Source organism: Pseudonocardia hierapolitana (assembly GCF_007994075.1).
GTDB lineage: Bacteria > Actinomycetota > Actinomycetes > Mycobacteriales > Pseudonocardiaceae > Pseudonocardia > Pseudonocardia hierapolitana.
This window is the reverse complement of the sequence record NZ_VIWU01000001.1, coordinates 4508393-4528557: the sequence shown is the minus strand read 5'-3', so window position 1 is coordinate 4528557 and position 20165 is coordinate 4508393. Positions and strand designations below refer to the sequence as shown.

15 protein-coding genes and 2 pseudogenes are annotated in these 20165 nt (G+C 73.9%); 6 read left to right on the top strand and 11 right to left on the bottom strand.

The window, feature by feature from the left end; translation table 11 throughout:
- Nucleotides 1-24: 24 nt before the first annotated feature.
- Complete coding sequence (locus FHX44_RS21540) at nt 25-1053, bottom strand: LacI family DNA-binding transcriptional regulator (RefSeq protein WP_246170503.1); 1029 nt, start codon at nt 1051-1053, stop codon at nt 25-27.
- A gap of 153 nt (nt 1054-1206) precedes the next feature.
- Here FHX44_RS21540 and FHX44_RS21535 point away from each other — a divergent pair, with 153 nt between their 5' ends.
- Genes FHX44_RS21535 through FHX44_RS21520 form a run of 4 tightly spaced genes read left to right on the top strand, consistent with a single transcriptional unit; the run spans nt 1207 to nt 5605 of the window.
- Complete coding sequence (locus tag FHX44_RS21535) at nt 1207-2277, top strand: sugar ABC transporter substrate-binding protein (RefSeq protein ID WP_147257445.1); 1071 nt, start codon at nt 1207-1209, stop codon at nt 2275-2277.
- Nucleotides 2278-2281: 4 nt separating this feature from the next.
- Entirely contained in the window at nt 2282-3331 is a 1050-nt protein-coding gene (locus tag FHX44_RS21530) for an ABC transporter permease (protein WP_147257444.1), read from the top strand.
- Nucleotides 3328-4164, top strand: a complete 837-nt coding sequence (locus FHX44_RS21525; RefSeq protein WP_147257443.1) for an ATP-binding cassette domain-containing protein — start codon at nt 3328-3330, stop codon at nt 4162-4164. The genes FHX44_RS21530 and FHX44_RS21525 overlap by 4 nt, the downstream gene beginning before the upstream one ends.
- Before the next feature lie 19 nt (nt 4165-4183).
- Nucleotides 4184-5605, top strand: coding sequence for a M28 family metallopeptidase (locus FHX44_RS21520; protein ID WP_212612579.1), 1422 nt, complete (start codon nt 4184-4186; stop codon nt 5603-5605).
- Nucleotides 5606-5632: 27 nt separating this feature from the next.
- Here the strand turns inward: FHX44_RS21520 and FHX44_RS21515 are convergent, their stop codons facing one another.
- The 5 genes from FHX44_RS21515 to purN all read right to left on the bottom strand — a co-directional run bounded on the left by FHX44_RS21515 (nt 5633) and on the right by purN (nt 11648).
- Nucleotides 5633-7402, bottom strand: a complete 1770-nt coding sequence (locus FHX44_RS21515) for a DNA polymerase Y family protein (RefSeq protein ID WP_246170985.1) — start codon at nt 7400-7402, stop codon at nt 5633-5635.
- 146 nt (nt 7403-7548) lie between these two features.
- The gene (locus tag FHX44_RS21510; RefSeq protein WP_147257441.1) at nt 7549-8307 is read right to left on the bottom strand and encodes a hypothetical protein; all 759 of its coding nucleotides are present in this window, start codon (nt 8305-8307) and stop codon (nt 7549-7551) included.
- 78 nt (nt 8308-8385) lie between these two features.
- The gene (locus tag FHX44_RS21505; RefSeq protein ID WP_212612578.1) at nt 8386-9183 is read right to left on the bottom strand and encodes a ribosomal RNA small subunit methyltransferase A; all 798 of its coding nucleotides are present in this window, start codon (nt 9181-9183) and stop codon (nt 8386-8388) included.
- Between the two features lie 264 nt (nt 9184-9447).
- The gene (gene purH, locus FHX44_RS21500) at nt 9448-11004 is read right to left on the bottom strand and encodes a bifunctional phosphoribosylaminoimidazolecarboxamide formyltransferase/IMP cyclohydrolase (RefSeq protein WP_147257439.1); all 1557 of its coding nucleotides are present in this window, start codon (nt 11002-11004) and stop codon (nt 9448-9450) included.
- Nucleotides 11001-11648, bottom strand: a complete 648-nt coding sequence (gene purN / locus FHX44_RS21495; RefSeq protein WP_147257438.1) for a phosphoribosylglycinamide formyltransferase — start codon at nt 11646-11648, stop codon at nt 11001-11003. The genes purH and purN overlap by 4 nt, the downstream gene beginning before the upstream one ends.
- Nucleotides 11649-12258: 610 nt before the next feature.
- Here purN and FHX44_RS43365 point away from each other — a divergent pair.
- A pseudogene (locus FHX44_RS43365) lies at nt 12259-12465 on the top strand (pentapeptide repeat-containing protein); the annotation flags it as partial.
- A gap of 126 nt (nt 12466-12591) precedes the next feature.
- On the opposite strand, the pseudogene FHX44_RS43360 reads toward FHX44_RS43365, so the two are convergent.
- The 5 genes and pseudogenes from FHX44_RS43360 to sucC all read right to left on the bottom strand — a co-directional run.
- A pseudogene (locus FHX44_RS43360) lies at nt 12592-13626 on the bottom strand (cell division protein PerM); the annotation flags it as partial.
- A gap of 199 nt (nt 13627-13825) precedes the next feature.
- Nucleotides 13826-14794 (bottom strand): DUF5336 domain-containing protein, encoded by a 969-nt coding sequence (locus FHX44_RS42235; protein ID WP_170308982.1) that lies wholly within the window; start codon nt 14792-14794, stop codon nt 13826-13828.
- 169 nt (nt 14795-14963) lie between these two features.
- Complete coding sequence (locus FHX44_RS21480) at nt 14964-16502, bottom strand: ABC-F family ATP-binding cassette domain-containing protein (protein ID WP_147257437.1); 1539 nt, start codon at nt 16500-16502, stop codon at nt 14964-14966.
- A 212-nt stretch (nt 16503-16714) separates the two neighbouring features.
- Complete coding sequence (gene sucD / locus FHX44_RS21475; RefSeq protein WP_147257436.1) at nt 16715-17602, bottom strand: succinate--CoA ligase subunit alpha; 888 nt, start codon at nt 17600-17602, stop codon at nt 16715-16717.
- 1 nt (nt 17603) lies between these two features.
- A complete protein-coding gene (gene sucC, locus FHX44_RS21470; protein WP_147257435.1) occupies nt 17604-18773 on the bottom strand; it encodes an ADP-forming succinate--CoA ligase subunit beta in 1170 nt (389 codons plus the stop codon).
- Nucleotides 18774-18968: 195 nt separating this feature from the next.
- On the opposite strand from sucC, the gene FHX44_RS21465 reads away from it, so the two are divergent.
- A complete protein-coding gene (locus tag FHX44_RS21465) occupies nt 18969-19973 on the top strand; it encodes a lipase family alpha/beta hydrolase (protein WP_147257434.1) in 1005 nt (334 codons plus the stop codon).
- The last annotated feature ends 192 nt before the right edge of the window (nt 19974-20165 follow it).

Sequence of the window (20165 nt, the reverse complement as noted above, 5' to 3'; positions counted from 1 at the left end):
CGACGAACGCGCCGTTCGTCGGGATCAGCGGGGTGGGAGTTCGCCCGAGCCCCTCCGGATCAGCGTCGTCGGGACCAGGCGGACGCCCGGTGGGCCGGTGTCGCCGCCGATGCGGGCGAACAGCAGGGCCGCCGCGGTCCGCCCGATCGCGGCCGGGTCCTGGGCCACCACGGTGATGCCCGGCGAGAGCAGGTCGCCGAGCGGGACGTCGTCGAACCCGACGAGCGCGACGGACCACTCCGCGCCCAGCCTGCGCAGGGCCCGAACCGCCCCGATCGTGATCAGGTTCTGCGCGGTGAACAGGGCGGTGGGGGGATCGGGCCGGGCCAGCAGGGCGGTGACGGCACCGTCGGCATCGGCCGATTCGCGCAGGTCGTGCACCACGAGGCCGGGGTCGAGGGGCAGACCGAGCGAAGCGAGGGCGTCGCGGTAGCCCGCGAAGCGCTGGTCGGCGGTGCGGATCGAGCGCCGGTCGCCGAGGAACGCGATGCGCCGGTGCCCCACAGCGGCGAGATGCCGAACGCCCTCCGCGGCGCCGAGCCCGTTCGTGGTGATCACCGAGTCGACGGCGAGGTTGCGTGCCTCCCGGTCCACACAGACGACCGGGGTGCCGGTGGGGAGCTCGTCCGTGAGGTAGGACTGGTCGTCGCCCGCCGGGGCGAGCACCAGCCCGTCGACCCGCCGCGCGCCGAACTCGCGGGCCAGCGCACGCTCCCGCGCCGGGTCCTCGTCGATGCTGGCGGAGAACACGACGACACCGCGCTCCCGCGCCTCGTTCTCGACGGCCCGGTGCACCGCGGCCGAGTACGGGTTGGCGACGTCCTCGAGCAGCAGGGCGATCGCCGACGTCCGGCCGTCGGTGCGCAGGAGGCGGGCGCCCGGGTGCGGGTGGAAGCCCAGCTCGTCGATCGCCCGCTGCACCCGGACGGCGAGCTCGACCGAGACGCCCGGCTCGTCGTTGACCACGCGCGACACGGTCTTGAGGCTGACGTCGGCGAGCTGGGCGACGTCACGCATGGTCGGGCGACGGCGCCGCGCCGGGACGCTCTGCACGCCTGCCAGCATGGTCCCCGCGCTTTGACATCGTTGTCAACGTTATTCCTTCGTTACGAAGAGATCCACGATGCGGGCTTGTGGACCGGGGGCGATGGGGACCAGAGTTCGGACAACGTTGTCTCCACGTCGATGCTGACGAGAGGTCGTGCGATGAACCACGCAAGGACGGCCCGCAGGCGGGCCACCTCGCTCGCCATCGGGGCCGTGGCGGCCCTCACGCTCACCGCGTGCGGTGGCGGATCCGAGCCGGGTGGCGGAGGAGGCGGCGGCGACACGCCGATCGTCGGCCTCATCACCAAGACCGACACCAACCCGTTCTTCGTCAAGATGCGCGAGGGCGCCCAGCAGGCGGCCGACTCGGCAGGCGTCGAACTGCAGAGCTTCGCGGGCCGCCAGGACGGTGACAACGAGTCGCAGGTGCAGGCCATCGAGACCCTGATCTCCGCGGGCGCGACCGGCTTCATGATCACGCCCAGCGATTCGGCAGCGATCGTGCCCACGCTCGACCGAGCGCGACAGGCGGGCCTGATGGTGATCGCGCTCGACACCCAGACCGAGCCGCCGGACGCCGCGGACGCCACGTTCGCCACCGACAACTTCCAGGCCGGCCTGCTCATCGGCCAGTGGGCGAAGTCGAAGTTCGAGGCCGAGGGCAAGCAGGCCAAGATCGCGATGCTCGACCTCTCCCCCAACCGACCGACCGTCGACGTCCAGCGCGACCAGGGCTTCCTGCAGGGCTTCGGGATCGAGGTGGGCGACCCCACCCAGATCGGCGACGAGTCCGACCCGCGCATCGTCGGTCACGACGTCACCGACGGCGCCGAGGAGGGCGGCCGCACGGCGATGGAGAACCTGCTGCAGAAGGACCCGTCGATCAACCTCGTCTACACGATCAACGAGCCGGCGGCCGCAGGCGCGTACGAGGCGATCAAGGCCGCCGGCCGCGAGAACGACATCGAGATCGTCTCCGTCGACGGCGGCTGCCCGGGCGTCGAGAACGTCAAGGCCGGAATCATCGGGGCCACCTCGCAGCAGTACCCGCTGAAGATGGCGGCGCAGGGTGTCGAGGCGCTCTCCGCGTTCGCCAAGGACGGCACCAAGCCGCAGGCCACCGCGGGCAAGGACTTCGTCGACACCGGCGTCACACTGATCACCGACGAGCCGCAGCCCGGCGTCGAGTCGCAGGACACCGCGTTCGGTCTCGAGAACTGCTGGGGCTGATCGGATGACGGAAGAGACCCAGGGCCCGGTCGCCACGGCGGCCGGGCCACAGCCCCACGGGTTCGAGGATCGGCGGGCCGAGACGCCGCTGCAGCGACTCCAGCACGTCCTGCACGCCCGGCCGATCCTCGGCCCGCTGGCCGTGCTCCTGCTCGCGATCATCGCGTTCTCGTTCGTGAGCGACCGCTTCCTCACGGCGGCCAACCTCGGGCTGGTGATGCAGCAGGTCACGGTCATCGCGGTGCTCGCGCTCGGTCAGACGCTGGTGATCCTCACCGCCGGTATCGACCTGTCCGTCGGCGCGATCGCCGTATTCTCCTCGATCATCATGGCCAACCTGGCCACGGATCTCGGCCTGCCCGGCGTGCCCGCCCTGCTTGCCGGGATCGTGTGCGGCACCGCGATGGGGGCCTTCAACGGCTTCCTGGTGACGCGGATCGCGCTCCCGCCGTTCATCGTCACGCTGGGGACGCTCTCGATCTTCTTCTCGCTCAACTCGGTGGTGTCGCGCAGCGAGACCGTCCGCGGCACGGACATGCCGTCGATCATGACGTGGACCGGCACCGCCTTCCCCATCGGCGACTTCCGGCTCACCTACGGGTCGATCATCATGCTGCTGCTCTTCGCGTTCTTCTACTACGCGCTGGGCTACACCGCATGGGGCCGGCACGTCTACGCCACCGGCGACGACATCGAGGCGGCGCGGCTCGCCGGTATCAACACCGGCCGGGTGCTCTTCTCGGTGTACACGGTGGCCGGGCTGGTCTACGCGATCGGCGCGTGGGTTCTGATCGGCAGGCTCGCGTCGGCCAGCCCGAACGTCGGCATCGAGTACAACCTCAACTCGATCACCGCCGTCGTGCTCGGCGGCACCAGCCTGTTCGGCGGCCGCGGCTTGGTGGTCGGCACCCTGGTCGGCGCGCTCATCGTCGGCGTGTTCCAGAACGGGCTGCAGCTCGGCGGCGTCGACGTCGTGTGGCAGGGCTTCGCGATCGGCCTGCTGACGCTCGTCGCCGTCTCCATCGACCAGTGGATCAGGAAGGTCCGCGCATGACTCCTCCTGCCCACCCCGCCGGCTCCGCAAGCTCCGCCGGCTTCCCGTCCCCCGGCACCGACCAGCAGCCGGTGCTGCAGGCGCGCGGGCTCGTCAAGCGGTACGGGCCGGTCACGGCGATCGCGGGCAGCGACCTCGAGCTCTACCCCGGCGAGATCCTCGCGATCATCGGCGACAACGGCGCCGGCAAGACCAGCCTGATCAAGGCGCTGTGCGGGGCGCTCATCCCGGACGCCGGTGAGATCCTGCTGGACGGCGAGCCGGTGCACTTCCGCAGCCCGATGGACGCCCGGCGCGCCGGCATCGAGACCGTCTACCAGACCCTCGCCGTCGCGCCGGGGCTCGACATCGCCGACAACCTGTTCCTCGGCCGCGAGGAGCGAAAGCCGGGGATCCTCGGTTCGGTGTTCCGGATGCTCGACCGCAAGCACATGCGGTCGGAAGCGAAGCGGCACATGTCCGAGCTCGGCATCACGACGCTGCAGAACATCGGGCAGGCCGTGGAGAGCCTGTCCGGCGGGCAGCGGCAGGGCGTGGCCGTCGCGCGGTCCGCGGCGTTCGGCAGCAAGGTCGTGATCCTCGACGAGCCGACGGCGGCGCTGGGGGTCAAGGAGGGCAACCGGGTGCTGCAGCTCATCCGCGACGTCCGCGACCGCGGCCTGCCGGTGATCCTCATCAGCCACAACATGCCGCACGTGTTCGAGCTGGCCGACCGGATCCACATCCAGCGGCTCGGCCGCCGCGCCACGGTGATCACGCCGCAGTCGCACACGATGACCGAAGCGGTGGCGATCATGACGGGCGCAGCGGAGCCTCCCCCACCGGTCGCCTGAAACGGGCAGACTGCCGGACATGCGGACGGTCCGGACGCTGGTGCTGGTTGCGATCGCGGCGATGGCGTGCAGCGCGCCGCCCGCCTCGACACCTGCGCAACCGGCGCCACCCGCGCCCGATCCGGGGCTGCCGTCCCGGCTGGTCGAGGAGGTCAGCGGCGAGGGCGCGCTCACGCATCTCACCGAGCTGCAGCGCATCGCCGACGCGAACGGCGGCAACCGGGCCCTCGGCACCCCCGGCTACGACGCGAGCGTCGACCACGTCGTGGGTGTGCTGCGCGGCGCAGGCTACGACGTGCAGACGCCGATGTTCAACGCCCGGCGGTTCGAGGTGCAGCAGGCACAGCTCGCGGTGGACGGCGAGCCGGTGCCGATCGTGGCGCTCGGCTTCTCACCCACCACGCCGGAGGGCGGCGTCACCGGGCCGCTCGCCCTGATGGTGGGTGAGGGCTGCGCCCCGGCCGACGCCTCCGCCGTCACGCCCGGCTCGGTGGCCCTCGTCCGGCGGGGCACGTGCACGTTCGCGCAGAAGGCGACGCATGCGGCCGCGGCAGGCGCCGTCGGCCTGATCGTGATCAACAACGAGGACGCGCCGCTGGACGACGGCACCCTCGGCGAGACCGCCACCGGGGTGGTGCCCGCGGGCGGCGTGACCCGCTCGGCGGGCGACGCGCTCGCCGGTCGGGCGGGTGCGAACGTCACGCTGACGCTCGTGACCACGATCCGGGAGACCCCGAGCCGGAACGTGATCGCCCAGACCCGCACCGGGAACCCGGACGAGGTGGTCGTCGCGGGCGCGCACCTCGACTCGGTGCCCGAGGGGCCGGGCGTCAACGACAACGGGTCCGGCGTGGCCACGTTGCTGGAGACGGCCGTCCGGCTCGGCGCGGCCCCGCCTGCGACGAACGCCGTGCGCTTCGCCTTCTGGGGCGCCGAGGAGGTCGGCCTCGTGGGCTCCACCACGTACGTACAGGGGCTCACCGAGGAGGAGCGCAACCGGATCGCGCTGTACCTCAACCTCGACATGGTCGGCTCGCCGAACGCCGGCTACCTCGTCTACGACGGCGACGACTCCGACCGCGAAGGCGACGGCCCCGGCCCGCGCGGCTCGGCCGCCATCGAGCGAGCGCTCGTCGAAGGCCTGGCCGCCGCGGGTGTGCAGGCCGCCGGCACCGACTTCAGCGGCCGCTCCGACTACGGGCCCTTCATCGAGCGGGGCATCCCTTCCGGCGGGCTGTTCACCGGCGCCGAGGAGACCAAGTCGCCCGAGGAGGCGGAGCGCTGGGGCGGTACCGCGGGCGAGGCGTACGACCGCTGCTACCACCAGGTCTGCGACCGCCTGGAGACGATCGACCGCACCGCCCTCGACCGCAACACCGACGCCTTCGCCGCCACGCTGGCCCGCTTCGCGCTCTCCACGGAGGAACTGGCCGCGGGGTGATCGGCCGCCGGCGCCGAGCAAGCGGTGTCAGTCGTATTCGCCGATGACCCACCACCTCCCGTCCCGGAAGAGGAGCAGCAAGGCCCCGCCGTCGTCGAGGGCGAGCTGCAACCGGCTCGCCTCGGTACGGCCCGTCGCCCACCACCGCTGCTGCACCGGCCACGGCCCGGCCCACCCCTGCACGCGCCGCGGCGCGCCGCCGTCGACCGCGACGGACCCCGGCAACCCGAAGAGCAGATCGGGCGCACGGAGCAGGATCGGGCTGCCGTCGGCGGCGGTCAGCTCGGCCGGGAGGGGCTGCGGTGGCACCGTGGCCGGCGACGGCGCGGGGAGCCGGCCCGGCCACGACGGCGGGGGCTCGCGGGGTGTGGAGCGGCCGGCGGGACGGCGGGGTGCCGGAACCCGCCTACGCCGGTTGCTGGTGCGCATGCGCTCCGCCTCGGGCAGGTCGGCCGCGGAGACCCGGCCGGTGTGGCGCACGACGTCCTCCGGCCACCCGGCCGGCGCGACGTCGCTCGACTCCCCGGAACTCGCCCATGTCCGCCCCGCACCCGGCGGGCGGGCGGCACTCTCGCCCGACGGATCGGGACGGGAGTGTCGCTCGTGCGATCCGAGGTCGGGGCCCACGTCGCGGTCGTCGCCCCACGGGACGAGACGGACCTGCTCCGCAGGGTCCCGCCCGCCCACCAGCACGGCGGTGACCACCGACTCCGGCCCGAGCAGCGCCTGCACCCGCACCAGCGCGCGCCCGGCACGCTCGTCGGACTCCCCGACGTCGCCCCACAGGCCCATCTGCAGGGCCCCCGCGGTGACGGTCTCCTCCGGCACCAGCCGGAGGCGGGCCACCGCGCCGTCGGCCGCCTCCTCGGGGAGGTCGCCGGAGCGCCTGCGGCGGGTGAGCCAGGCGTCCAGCTGCCAGCGGACGCGATCGACGGTGCCGGCCGGGGTGAGCGGCTCGGCGCACCGCCAGATCCGGTGCAGCTCCTCCCCGCCCACGGTGTGGGCGGCGACGCCGAGCCGGGTGCACGAGAGGCCGTGCGAGGCCAGCGTGCGGTGCAGCCGCTCGGCGAGCCCGCGGGCGGCGAAGGCGGCAGCGTCGACCCGGTCGACGGGCGGGTCCAGCTCGACCTCCACCGCGAGCTCCTCCGGCGGGGTGCGGCGCACCGGAGGACGTGGGTCGAGGCCGCGCGCGAGCCGGTGGCAGTGCACGGCGTCGGCCCCGAACCGGGAGGCGACGTCCTCGGCGTCGAGCGCGGCGAACGCCCCCAGGCTGCGCAGCCCGAGGCGGCGCAGCAGCCCGACCAGCTCGGACCGGTCGACGTCGGGCTCGCGGTCCAGCTCCTCGACGCCGAGCGGGGCCAGGAAGGCCGGGGTGTCGCCCGGCGCGACGGCCAGTGCCCGCCGGGCCGCGAGCACCGCGGCGAACAGCCCGTCGGCCACCCCCACCTGGCTCTCGACGCCGGTGCGGGCGGCGACCTGGTCGACGAGGGCGACCGCGGCCTCCTGCTCCCCGCCGAACCAGCCCACCGGCCCCTGCGCGCCCAGCGCCACCAGCCCGGGCCGGACCACCTCCACCCCCGGCGCCACCTCCTCGACGGCGGCGACGACCGGCTCGAACGCGCGGGCGTCGCGGTCGGGGTCGCGCCCGAGCACGGCGAGGTCGGGGCACCGCGCCTGCGCCTCCCGCCTGCGCAACCCGCGCCGCACCCCCTGCGCCCTGGCCACCGCCGAGCACGCGAGCACCCGGTTGGCGACGATCACCGCCGCGGGCCGGTGGGGCGGGATGTGCGCCGCCATGGCCGCCGCGGTGACCGGCCAGTCGGGCGACCACAGCGCGAGCACCCGCGTGGCCCCGGCCTGCTCGCCGGATGAGGCCCTCACCGGGCCCACGGGCTCTGCGACGACCTCACTCGGCGCGCCGATCCCGCTGTGCGAGGGCGCCTTCATCCCGCCACTCGATCCACCTGCTCCGCGCGGGCCACCGGGCTTTCCGGCGCGAGGGCCACCGCGCCACCGGACGCCGGCAGCAACATGTCGCCCGACCGTCCACCGGTGGCCACGCCCCGCCCGCGCAGGCGCACCCGGACCTGCCGCGCCCTCAGCCGCCCTGCCCCGGCGCCCAGCCCCTGCCACCCCACGTCGGTGCAGCTCAGCTCGAGGTCGGCGCCCGGCCACGGCCCGAGCGCCACCAGCACCGTGCCGCGCTGCCGCGCCCGGGCCGCCAGCCGTTGCCGCTCGGCCGCACGAATCCCGGCCCGCTCGGCACCCGCGACCGCGACGACGTCCATCCCGTCGAGCAGGGCGACGGTGACGGCCATCAGATCGGGCCCCGGTTCAGGGACCAGCGCGAGCCGCTCCAGCCGCACCCCCGCCTCTGCCGCTGCCACCAGCCCCAGCCCCGGCCTGCCGACCACGGCCGTCCACGCTCCCCCCGAAGATGCCTCCGCGAGCAGCGCGAGCAGCAACGACGTGGCGGCGGGCGCAGGCGGGAGAGCGACCGTGGAGCCGCGGCGCAACCCTCCCGCCGGCAGCAGCCGGGCGAGCGGCTCGGCCACCGGGAGCAACCGGCCGTCCGACTCCGGTACGGGCACCGCCCGCACCGCCGCCGACCGGTCCTCCATGCGCCGCAGCAGCCCGCGGGCGAGCTCGAGCCGACCGGTCGAGTCGGGCCGGTGCCCGGCAGCGACAGCACGTACACCCACGCATGCCTCCCCAAGTCCAGACCGCGGGGAAGGCGGTATCGAACGCGTGTTCGACTCTAGCGGAGGGTGCGCCCACTCTCAAGCCCGGGCATCGCGGCTCCCCGGTGTCGCAGCTCCACGGCGCCGCAGCTCCACGGCGCCGCGGTACAGGGCGGCCCACCGCTCGGCGTTCAGCTCGCCCGGGCGCGTCCACCTGGTCAGGCCCTGCGCCGTGAGCCACCTGCGTGAGGCGGGTACCAGCCCCCGGATCGCGGGGAGCAGCCGGTCGCCGCGGAACGCCTCCGCAACCAGCCGCTGGTACGGCCCGCGCTCCGCGAGCGGCACGAGCGGCACCTCCCGCCTCCGGATCAGGAGGATGCCACCGTCGACGCTCGGACGCGGCCGGAACGCGGATGCGGGCACGCGGCCTGCGAGGTCGAACTCGTACCAGGGCCACCAGCTCGCCGTGAGCAGCGTGGTGCCGCCGACCGCCGCGCGCTTGCGGGCGACCTCCCACTGCAGCAGGAGCACGGCGGTGGTCCACGCCCGCTGCCGGAGCAGGTGCCGCAGCACCGGCGTCGTGACCCCGAACGGGACGTTGGAGACGACGTTCGGGGCGGTGGCCCGGACCCGCAGCATGTCGGCGTGGACGACGCGGACGCGGCCGCCGAGGGTCCGGCGCAGCCCGGCGACGCGGGCGGGGTCGAGCTCGACGGCGGTGACGGCCTCCTCGCGCCGGGCGAGTCGCCGGGTCAGCGCGCCGTCACCGGCGCCCAGCTCCAGTACGGGGCCGGGTGGCACGAGCGCGGCGATGCGCGCGACCACGCGCTGGTCGACCAGGAGGTTCTGGCCGAGTTCGTGCCGGCCGCCGACGGCGCGGCGGGAGGATGAGGGCATGAGAGAACCTGCGCTTCGCATCGATCGGGACGGTGGTCCGGATCGGGCGCGCGCAGCGCGGGAAGAACCCGAAGAAGGAGATCAGCTGCGTGGCGCCCGAGCGTCGCGCCACGGCCGTATGGATGCACCCATGACGATCACGCTACCGATGGCCGCGACCGGTTTTCCGGCCCGACGCCGGTACCGCCGGTGCGCCGGATCTCGCCGGCCCGAGCGACCTGTCCGTTGCTCACCTGGTGATCACGGCACCGCCCGCGACCGAGTTCAGTGCGCGAAGTGCCGGGTGCCCGTGAAGTACATGGACACGCCCGCCGCCGCGGCCGCGTCGATCGACAGCTGGTCGCGCACGGAGCCACCGGGCTGCACGACGGCCCGCACCCCCGCCTCGAGCAGCACCTCGAGCCCGTCCGCGAACGGGAAGTAGGCGTCGGAGGCCGCGACCGAGCCGCGGGCGCGGTCGCCGGCGCGCTGCACCGCGAGCCGGCACGAGTCGACCCGGTTGACCTGCCCCATCCCGATCCCGACCGCGGCACCGCCGGACGCGAGCAGGATCGCGTTCGACTTCACCGACCGGCACGCCCTCCACGCGAACGCGAGGTCGGCGAGCACATCGTCCGGCACCGGCTCGCCGGTGGCGAGCGTCCACGTCGCCGGGTCGTCGCCTGCGGCGTCCAGGGCGTCGCGCTGCTGCAGCAGCAGCCCACCCGATATCGGCCGCAGCTCGGCACCCCGCCGCTCGACCACGTCCGGCAGCCGCAGCACGCGGATGTTCTTCTTCTGCGTGAGCACCTCGAGCGCGCCATCCGCGTAGCCGGACGCCACCACGACCTCGGTGAACACCTCCGCCACCTGCTCGGCCATCGCGACGCTGACCTCGGTGTTCGTCGCGATCACGCCCCCGAACGCGCTGACGGGGTCGGTGGCGTGCGCCAGCCGGTGCGCCTCGGCGACGTCGGCGCCGACCGCGATACCGCACGGGTTGGCGTGCTTGATGATCGCGACGCACGGCCCGTCGTGGTCGTGCGCGGCGCGCCATGCGGCGTCGGCGTCGACGTAGTTGTTGTAGGACATCTCCTTGCCGTGCAGCTGCTCGGCCGCCGCGAGACCGGGCCGCCCGGAGACGTACAGCGCGGCCTGCTGGTGCGGGTTCTCGCCGTAGCGCAGCGTCGCGGCGCGGTCCCAGGTGGCACCGACCCAGGCCGGGAACACGCCCGAGCCCGCTTCGGGGGCGAGCACGCTGCCCATCCAGGACGCCACGGCCACGTCGTACGTCGCGGTGTGCCGGAACGCCGCCGCGGCGAGCGACCGCCGGTCGTCCAAGGCGAACCCGCCGTTCTTCACCTGCTCGAGCACCCAGTCGTAGCGCGCCGGCTCGACGACGACGGCGACGCTGTCGTGGTTCTTCGCCGACGCGCGGACCATCGCAGGCCCGCCGATGTCGATCTGCTCGACGCACTCCGCGGACGTGGCACCCGAGGCGACGGTCTCGGTGAACGGGTACAGGTTCGACACGAGCAGGTCGAACGGTGCGATCCCCAGCTCCTCGAGCTGGGCGACGTGCGCCGGGTTGTGCGTGTCGGCGAGCAGGCCCGCGTGCACGCGCGGGTGGAGCGTCTTCACCCGGCCGTCCAGGCACTCCGGGAACCCGGTGAGCTGCTCGACCGGCGTGACCGGGACCCCGGCGTCGGCGATCCGCTGCGCCGTGGAGCCGGTGGAGACGATCTCGACACCGAGCGCGTGCAGGCCCGCGGCCAGCTCCGCGAGCCCGGTCTTGTCGTAGACGCTGATCAGGGCCCGGTTCACGGGACGCCGCTCGCTCACGGAATGGTCACCTCTCGTCCGGTCACGGTGGCCCCTTCCCGGGCCAGCGCGGCGACGGCGCCGACCAGCAGCCGCCGCTCCTCGATCTTGATGCGTTCGTGCAGCGTGTCGACGGTGTCACCGGGCTCGACGGGTACCGCGCTCTGGGCGAGCACCGGCCCGGTGTCCACGCCGTCGTCGACGATGTGCACGGTGGCGCCGGTGACCTTCACCCCGTAGGCCAGCGCGTCGGCCACCCCGCGGACGCCGGGGAAGGCCGGCAGCAGCGCGGGGTGCGTGTTGATCATCGGGCTGCCGACGTTCGCGAGGAAGTCCGGACCGAGGATCTTCATGAAGCCGGCGCTCACCACGAGGTCCGGGCGGTGCTCGGCGACGGCCTTGGCGATGGCGGCGTCCCAGTCGGCGCGGGCGGCGTGGTCGGCGACCCGCACCGTGAACGTCGCGACGCCGGCGCGCCGGGCCCGCGCGAGGCCCTCGATCCCGTCGCGATCGGCCCCGACGGCCACCACCTGCGCCGGGTAACCGGGCTCGGCGGCCGCGTCGAGGAGCGCCTGCAGGAGGGTGCCCGACCCGGAGACGAGGACCACGACCCTGGCCGGGACGGGGATCTCGACCCGGTACGAACGGCTCGGGGACGCGGGCACGCGGGAGCTCCTCGAGGGGTCGGGAAATCGCCTCTGACGGTGTCAAGGGTAAGCGGAGGTGCAGGTCACACCGCCTTCGGATCCTCCAGACGCGTCACGAGGAGCCGTCGCGGCGCTCGCCGTCCTCCCGCTCCGCGGCCTCATCGGCCCGCTGGGCGACGAGGTCGGCCACGGTCTGCGGGCCGCGCTGATCCGGGACGGAGGCAGTCGCCTCCACATGCGGCTCCGCCCGCCTCCACCAGCGGCGACGGGACGGCTGCGCGTCAGGCTCCGGGGAACGGCGGGCCGCCGGGATGCGCCGCGGGGCGGCCCGTTCGGGGCCGTCTCCGCGCCGGCGACGTCGGGCACCGGCATCGCGGGGCCGGACGGCGCGCCCGGACGGCTCCTCCCCCGACCCCTCACCGGCCTTCACGCCCTGCTCCGCCTGCGCCTTCCCGGCGGGTTCGGCGTCCGAGCGCGGTGAGTCCGGCGAACGGGGCGGCGGGTCGGGGTCCTCGGCCCCGGAGTCGTCCTCGGCCCCGGAGTCGTCCGTCGCCGCGGAGTCTGCGTCGCCCTCGCCGTCGCCCTCGCCGTCGCCCTCGCCGTCGCCCTCGCCGTCGTCCTCGCCCCGATCGGCGGCCTGTTCGCCGTCGGCATCGGCTCGGTCGCCGTCGCCCTCCGGGGTGCCGGCCGCCTGATCGGCGTCGTCCCCACCAGGGGATTCGGCCACCGTCTCGCCTGCCTCGGACCGCTCGTCCTCGGTCGTGTCCTCGGGAGGAGCGGCGCCCGGCTCAGCGGCGCCCGGCTCAGCGGCGCCCGGCTCAGCGGCGCCCGGCTCAGCGGCGCCCGGCTCAGCGGCGCCCGGCTCAGCGGCGCCCGGCTCAGCGGCGCCCGGGGCATCGACGCCGGCCGGTACAGCGGCGCTCGGCGCGGCGTCCGGCCGGAGCACCGCGAGAAGCATGATGGGCACCCCGACCCACAGCAGCACCGCCGGCACCAACAGCTCGACGGGCAGCCGCACCGGGTCGAACGGGCCGGTGGCCAGGCGGCCACCCGTCAGGAACGCGAGCAGCCCGACGAGGACGGCGGTGGAACCGGTGGTGGCGAGCGCCGCCGAGAACCGGTGCCCGGGGGGCGCCGCGCGGCGGCACGTGAGGCCTGCCAGCAGGCCGACGCCGAGCGGCAGCAGGAACACCGTGAGCGCCCACGCAGGCGGCACGCCGCTCGGCAACGCGGCGAGCAGCGGGAAGCTCGACGGCGCCGTGGTGCTCGCGACGAACGGGGACGCCGTGGCGGCGCCTACCGTGATCCCCGGGCCGAGCGCCCAGCTGAGCCCGCCGATCACGGCGTTGGGCAGGTAGGCGATCGCCAGGAACGTCACGCCGACCGCGGCACCGAATCCGGGGGCCAGCCGCGCGTAGGCCGAGGCGACCGTGCCTGCCTGCAGGGCCAGACCGGCCAGCAGGACGGTGGCCCCGGTGAACGCGAGCCCGGTGAGCGCGACCGCCGTGCCGCGCATGGCCGCGGGCATCCACCCGGGCACCCGAGCCGCCACGTCCGCGGCCAGCCCGCACGCCCGCAGCACGCCCACGGCGGCCGCCAAGCCGGAGACGAGCCCACCCCCGACCATCGCGGACCACGGCGCAACGGCGACCTCCGTGGCCCGCGGCAGCAATGCGCTGCCCAGAACCGCAACCGCGGCGTGGGCGCCCGCGACCGCCACGAGCACGGCGCCCGCGTCGTGCCGCGGCCTGCCACCGAGCCTGCCCGCCGTCCAACCCGCACCCAGCGCGATCACCGCGGCGACACCGGCGGTCGGGAGGAGGGGCAGCACGCTGAGCGGTTGACCCTCCAGCACGAGTGGGATCTGGTGCGCCGCGAGCCAGAGCGGGATCGCGGGGGCGAACGCGCCGTCGATCGAGAGGGCGCCGCCCGCCGTGAAGATCACCACGGCGGCGGCAGGCACGAGCAGGGCATAGCTGAGCAGCACGGTGCCCATCGCCCCGGCCAGCAGGAGCCGCAGCCGGTCGAGGCCCTCGACTCCACCCTCGAGCCCGCTCGCGGCGGGCCCGGGCTCAGGATCGGGCGTCGGATCGTGGTCCGTGCCGGCGAGGGTGCGCGTCACCCACCCAGGGTCGCAGCGCTACCCGCCCGGGTGGAGCAGGCTCGCCGGGGGACACCGGATCCACGGTCGTGGACTAGAAGGCCCCGGGCGGGTTGTTCGACGGGCCGCCCTGGTCACCCGGCTGCTTGATGATCCGGGTCTGGTCGACGCTGGTCTTCTCGGCGTCACCGTCGTCGGGGCGCGCCGGCTGGTTCGCCTGCGGGATGGCGGTGGTGGGTTCGCCCGGGGTGCCCGATCCCACGGGAGTGCCGGGGGCGCTCGGCGTGTCGCCCTCGGTGGGGCCGCCGTACCAGCTCGGCGCTCCTGCGGGACGTGCACCGGCCTGCGGCTGCTGCTGACCGAAACCGCCGGGGGCGCCGAAACCCTGTTGCCCGTAGCCGGGCTGCTGTCCGTAGCCGGGCTGCTGGCCGTACTGCCCGGGCTGGCCGTAGCCGGGCGCCCCGTAGCCCGGTTGCCCCGGCGGGTACTGCCCGTACCCGCCCGGCTGGCCGTACCCCGGCGGGTACTGGCCGTACGCACCCGGCTGGGCGTATCCCTGCGGGGCGCGGGGCCGCGGCGCGGGCGCCTTGACCAGGCCCGCGTCGAGCAGCACGGCCCCGATCACGGCCACCGCCTGGAGGAACGCCAGCACGAGCGCGATGATCGCGGTGGTGGACGCCCCGCCCTGGGTGACCGCCTGCAGCAGGAACAGCGTGCCGGTGACCACGCTCACCGCGGCGGGCACGAGCACCCGCCCCACCTTCGGCAGCAGGGCCGTGCAGGCGAGCAACCCGCCACCGAGCAGCAGGAACCCGATGAGGCTGCCCGCGAGCCCCGTCTCGACGAAGCTGAGCACGTAGATCACGACGCCGAGTCCTGCGGTGGCGAGCACCAGCAGCCGCGCCGGGCCGGGAGCGAGCTGAGGCGCCTCCGGCGTGGTGGTCGCCGGCTCGGAGCTCGAGGCAGGGGCTGCCGGGGATCCGGAAGCCTGCGGAGCCGACGGGGACGGCGATGCGGACGGCGTGGGCTGCCCGGGCCCCTGGGCTCCCGGCTGCTGGCTCATTCCGACTCCTCGCTGACGCTCGTCGCGGGCATTCGCCCAAGGCGGTGCGCCCATGATTCGCTCGCACGCTCGCTCACAAGGAATCTCCCTCCGTGCGGACTCCCGCGGTCCAGCGCAGGCGGTGCAACCGAACGTAGTCCATCCATCGGGTACCGGCTCCGGCGGGCGATCAGCGCCGCCCCGGATGGACGAGCTCCTGCAACCCGTCGTCGACGCTCCACCACCGGCTGCAACCCACCCTCCGCAGGAACGGGACGTCGTGGCTCGCCACGATGATCGTTCCACGGAACGCGGCCAGCGCCTCGGTGAGGCGTTCGACACTGTCGAGGTCGAGGTTGTTCGTCGGCTCGTCGAGCAGCAGGAGCTGCGGCGGTGGTTCGGCGAGCAACAGCATGGCCAGCACCACCCGGAACCGCTCCCCACCCGACAGCGTGCCGGCCCGCTGGTCGACGGCGTCCCCGTGAACGCGGAACCTCGCGAGCCCGGCCCGCACGTCCTGCGGCGCGAGGGACGGCGCGGCGGTGCGGACGTTGTCGAGCACCGACCCCGCGTCGTCGAGCACGTCCAGCCGCTGCGGCAGGTACGCGTGCGGGACAGCCGGAACGAGGCTGCGCAGCAGCGTGGTCTTGCCGCTGCCGTTGGCGCCGAGCAGCCCGATCCGTTCCGGGCCGCGCACGACCAGTCCGCCGACCTCGAGCACGGTGCGTCCCGCCGGGACGGCCGTGCGCGGCAGGTCGACGCGGATCCGGTCGTCGTCGCGGACGGCCGACTCGGCGGTGCGCAGCTCGCGGCGGGCGCCTGCGAGCCGCTGCTCGTGCATGATCCGGTGCTTGCCCGCGGAGACCTGGGCCTCGGTCCTCCGCTGGTTCATCACGATCTTCGGCTTGCGCTTGTTCGCGTGGTCGGTGTTGGCGTAGCGGACGCGGCGGGCGAGCTTGATCCGCGCCTCCACCAGCTGGCGCCGCTCCCGCCGCAGGTCCGCCTCGGCCACCCGCACGATCCGCCGCGCCGCCTCCTGCTCGGCGGCGAGCTGCGCCTCGTACTCCGAGAGCGTTCCGCCGAACATCCGCACGGAGCCGCCACGCAGCTCGGCGATCGCGTCGACGAGCTCGAGCAGCTCCCGGTCGTGGCTCACCACGAGCAGCACTCCCGGCCAGGCCGAGACGGCCGCGTAGAGCAACTCGCGGGCCCGGCGGTCGAGGTTGTTGGTCGGCTCGTCGAGCAACGCCACGGCCGGTCGGCGCACGAGCAGGCCGGCCAACCCGGTGAGCACCACCTCGCCGCCGGAGAGCGTGCCGACGCGGCGGTCGAGATCGGTCGGCAGGCCGAGGCGGGCGAGCTCCGCGACCGCGCGTTCCTCGACGTCCCACCCGTCCCCGACGGCCGCGATCGCCGTGGCGTCCCCCGCCTCGACGGCGTGCAGCGCCGCCCGCTGCCCGGCGATCCCGAGCAGCTCGGCGACGGTGCGCCCTGTGTCGAGGGCGACGTCCTGGGGCAGGTGGCCGACGTCGCCTGCCGTGCTGATCGACCCCGCGGTGGGTGCGAGCCTGCCCGCGACCAGGCGGAGCAGGGTGGACTTGCCGGACCCGTTGAGCCCGACGATCCCGGTGCGGCCGGCGCCGAACGCGACGTCGAGGTCGCGCAGCACCGGGGTCCCGTCCGGCCAGGAGAAGGACAGGCCGGAGCAGACGACGGCAGGGGTTGACATGGGCGGACACCTCGCGGACGAACCGGAACCCGGTCGGGCGGAGCCTCGGACGCGGGCAAGGAGGTGTCAGCTGCGCACGGGGACACGGTACCCGAGACGAAGCCCAATTGCAACAGCCGTCGCATTAGTAGCGGAACCCCCGGATGCAGCAAGGCCACCTTCCTGCAACGTGGCTGCGGGAAGGTGGCCTTGCTGCAACTCGGCTCCGGCGCCTACTGCCCGGCGAGGATGTCCTTCATCAGCTGGGCGGTCTCGCTGGGGGTCTTTCCGACCTTCACCCCGGCCGCCTCCAGCGCGTCCTTCTTGGCCTGTGCGGTGCCCGCGGAGCCGGACACGATCGCACCGGCGTGCCCCATGGTCTTGCCCTCGGGCGCGGTGAACCCGGCGACGTACCCGACGACCGGCTTGCTCACGTTGGCCTTGATGTAGTCCGCGGCGCGCTCCTCGGCGTCGCCGCCGATCTCGCCGATCATCACGATCGCCCGCGTCTCCGGGTCGGCCTCGAACGCCTCCAGCGCGTCGATGTGCGTGGTGCCGATCACCGGGTCACCACCGATGCCGATCGCCGTGGAGAAGCCGTACTCCCGCAGCTCGTACATCATCTGGTAGGTCAACGTCCCGGACTTGGACACCAGCCCGATCGGGCCCGCACCGGCGATGTCGGCCGGGATGATCCCCGCGTTCGACTTCCCGGGCGAGATGATCCCCGGGCAGTTCGGGCCGATGATCCGCGTCTTGTTGCCCTTGGCGCAGGCGTGCGCCCAGAAGTAGGCCGAGTCGTGCACCGGGATGCCCTCGGTGATCACCACGGCGAGGGGGATCTCGGCGTCGATCGCCTCGATCACCGCGTCCTTGGCGAAGCGCGGCGGAACGAACACCACGCTGACGTCGGCACCGGTCTCCTTGATGGCCTCCTCGACGGTGCCGAACACCGTGAGGTCCTTGCCACCGATGGTCACCGTGGTGCCGGCCTTGCGCGCGTTCACACCACCGACGATGTTCGTGCCGGCGGCCAGCATCTTGGTGGTGTGCTTGGTGCCCTCACCACCGGTCATGCCCTGGACGATGACCTTGCTGTTCTCGTTGAGGAAGATCGACATCTCAGGCTCCTGCCGCGGCCAGCTCGGCGGCCTTGTCAGCCGCGTTGTCCATCGTGTCCACCTGGGTGACCAGGGGGTGGTTCGCCTCGTCGAGGATCCGCCGCCCCTCGACGACGTTGTTGCCGTCCAGCCGCACGACCAGCGGCTTGGTGGCCGCGTCGCCCAGGATCTTCAGCGCCTCGACGATGCCGGTGGCCACCGCGTCGCAGGCGGTGATCCCACCGAACACGTTGACGAACACGCTCTTGACGTCCGGGTCACCCAGGATCACGTCCAGCCCGGCCGCCATCACCTCGGCCGAGGCCCCACCACCGATGTCCAGGAAGTTCGCCGGCTTCACCCCGCCGTGCTTCTCCCCGGCGTACGCGACCACGTCGAGCGTGGACATGACCAGGCCCGCGCCGTTGCCGATGATCCCGACCTCGCCATCGAGCTTGACGTAGTTGAGGTCCTTGGCCTTCGCCTTGGCCTCGAGCGGGTCCTCGGTGCGCTGGTCCACCAGGTCCGCGTGGCCGGGGTGCCGGAAGTCCGCGTTGCCGTCCAGGGTGACCTTGCCGTCCAGAGCGACGACCTTGTCCTGCGGGTCGCGCACGAGCGGGTTGACCTCGACCAGCGTGGCGTCCTCGGAGACGAACGTCTCCCACAGCTTCACGATGACGTCGACGGCCTGGTCGGCCACCGCGGCCGGGATCTTCGCCTGGGCCACGATGTCGGCGGCCTTCGCGCGGTCCACACCGGCGATCGCGTCGACCGGCACCCGCGCCAGCGCCTCGGGGCGCTCCACCGCGAGCTGCTCGATCTCCATGCCGCCCTCGGCGGAGCACATCGCGAGGAACGTGCGGTTCGAGCGGTCCAGCAGGAACGAGAAGTAGTACTCCTCGGCGATGTCGCTCGCCTCGGTGACCAGCACCTGGTGCACGGTGTGGCCCTTGATGTCCATGCCCAGGATCGCGGCGGCCTTCTCCTTCGCCTCCTCGGGCGTCTCGGCCAGCTTCACGCCGCCCGCCTTGCCCCGCCCACCGGTCTTCACCTGGGCCTTCACCACGACGGCTGTGCCGAGCTCTGCGGCGGCGGCGCCTGCCTCCTCCGCCGTCTCGACCGTGCGGCCCGGCAGGACCGGCACTCCGTGCGCGGCGAAGAGCTCCTTCGCCTGGTACTCGTAGAGGTCCACTCGGGTTCTCCCTGCCCACTCCGCTGTGCGTCGCGGGCGCCGGGCCCGCGAGATCCGCTGCCTCGCCGACCCTAGCGACGCGTCCCGCACCCGCTCTGACCTGGTCCGGTGACGGCAGTCACCCCGCGTCGCCACTGTCTGCAGCATCATCGTCTCGGGCAGGCGGGAAAGGCGATCCTCATCTACCGTTCCGGTATGGCGCTGGTCCATATCGGGGTGGACCGCCTGGCCCGGGTGGCCGGGGCGGCGCAAGCCGCTGCGGTCGATGTCACGCGCGCCGGCGCCTACGCCGCCCGGACGTTCGGCAGCCCGGCCGGCCTCCGCGGGCTCGCGGTGGAGGGGGCGTGGCTCACCGCGCACCTCGCCGTCTACCCCGCGGGCCTCGTGCACGCGCAGCTGCGCGTCCCCGCCGTCCACCGCACCGACCCGTTGCCGCCGGTGCGCCGCAGCCTGGTGGTCACCGACGTCGAGGCCGCCGGAACCCCGATCCTGCTGCTGCACGGGATCATGGACAACCGTTCGGTCTTCACCGTGTTCCGGCGCTCGCTGCGGCGCCGCGGCTTCGGCGTGGTGCACGCGGTGAACTACAGCGTGTTCACCGAGGACATCCGCACGGCGGCGCACCGGTTGCACCGGCAGGTCGACGAGCTGCGCGAGCTCGCGGGCGCGGAGCGCATCCACATCGTCGGCCACTCGCTCGGCGGGATGATCGCGCGCTACTACGTCCAGCGGATGGGCGGCAGCGCCGCCGTCGACACGCTCGTCACGCTCGGCAGCCCACACGGCGGCACCCTCGCCGCCCACCTGCTCCCCACACCGCTCGCGCGCCAGCTCCGCCCCGGATCGGATGTGATCGCCGAGCTCGCGCAGCCCGCGCCCGGGTGCCACACGCGCTTCCTCGTGGTGTGGAGCCGGATGGACCAGATGGTGCTGCCGCAGCGCAACGGGCGACTGCGGCACCCCGACCTCGACGTCGAGGAGCTCGGAATACGTGACGTCGGTCACTTGGCTCTGCCGATCGACCCTCGGACAGTGCGCTGGGTAGCCGCCGCGCTCGGCCGTACGGCGCGGGCGACTCACCCGTTGCGCCCAGGTCAGACCTACTCACGGGTCACTTCCGAACGCTCCGCGACCGCGCGTCACCCGCATCCTGACGCTGCGTCGATCACACCGCCACGCCGAGCGAGAAGTTGCCCCTAGCGGACCAGCCTCGCTACCGTCCCCCGGTCCGTGTCACAAGCCGGTCACGGTGGCGCCCCGAAAAGCCACCACTGCGGGATCCCCAGCCCGCACCACCCGGTCACGGCGCGGTACCCCGGTCAGTCGAGAAGGGCAGGTCTTGGCGCGCCACCGCTCCCCCAGCGGCGCCGAGGCGGACGATCCGGGACGGAC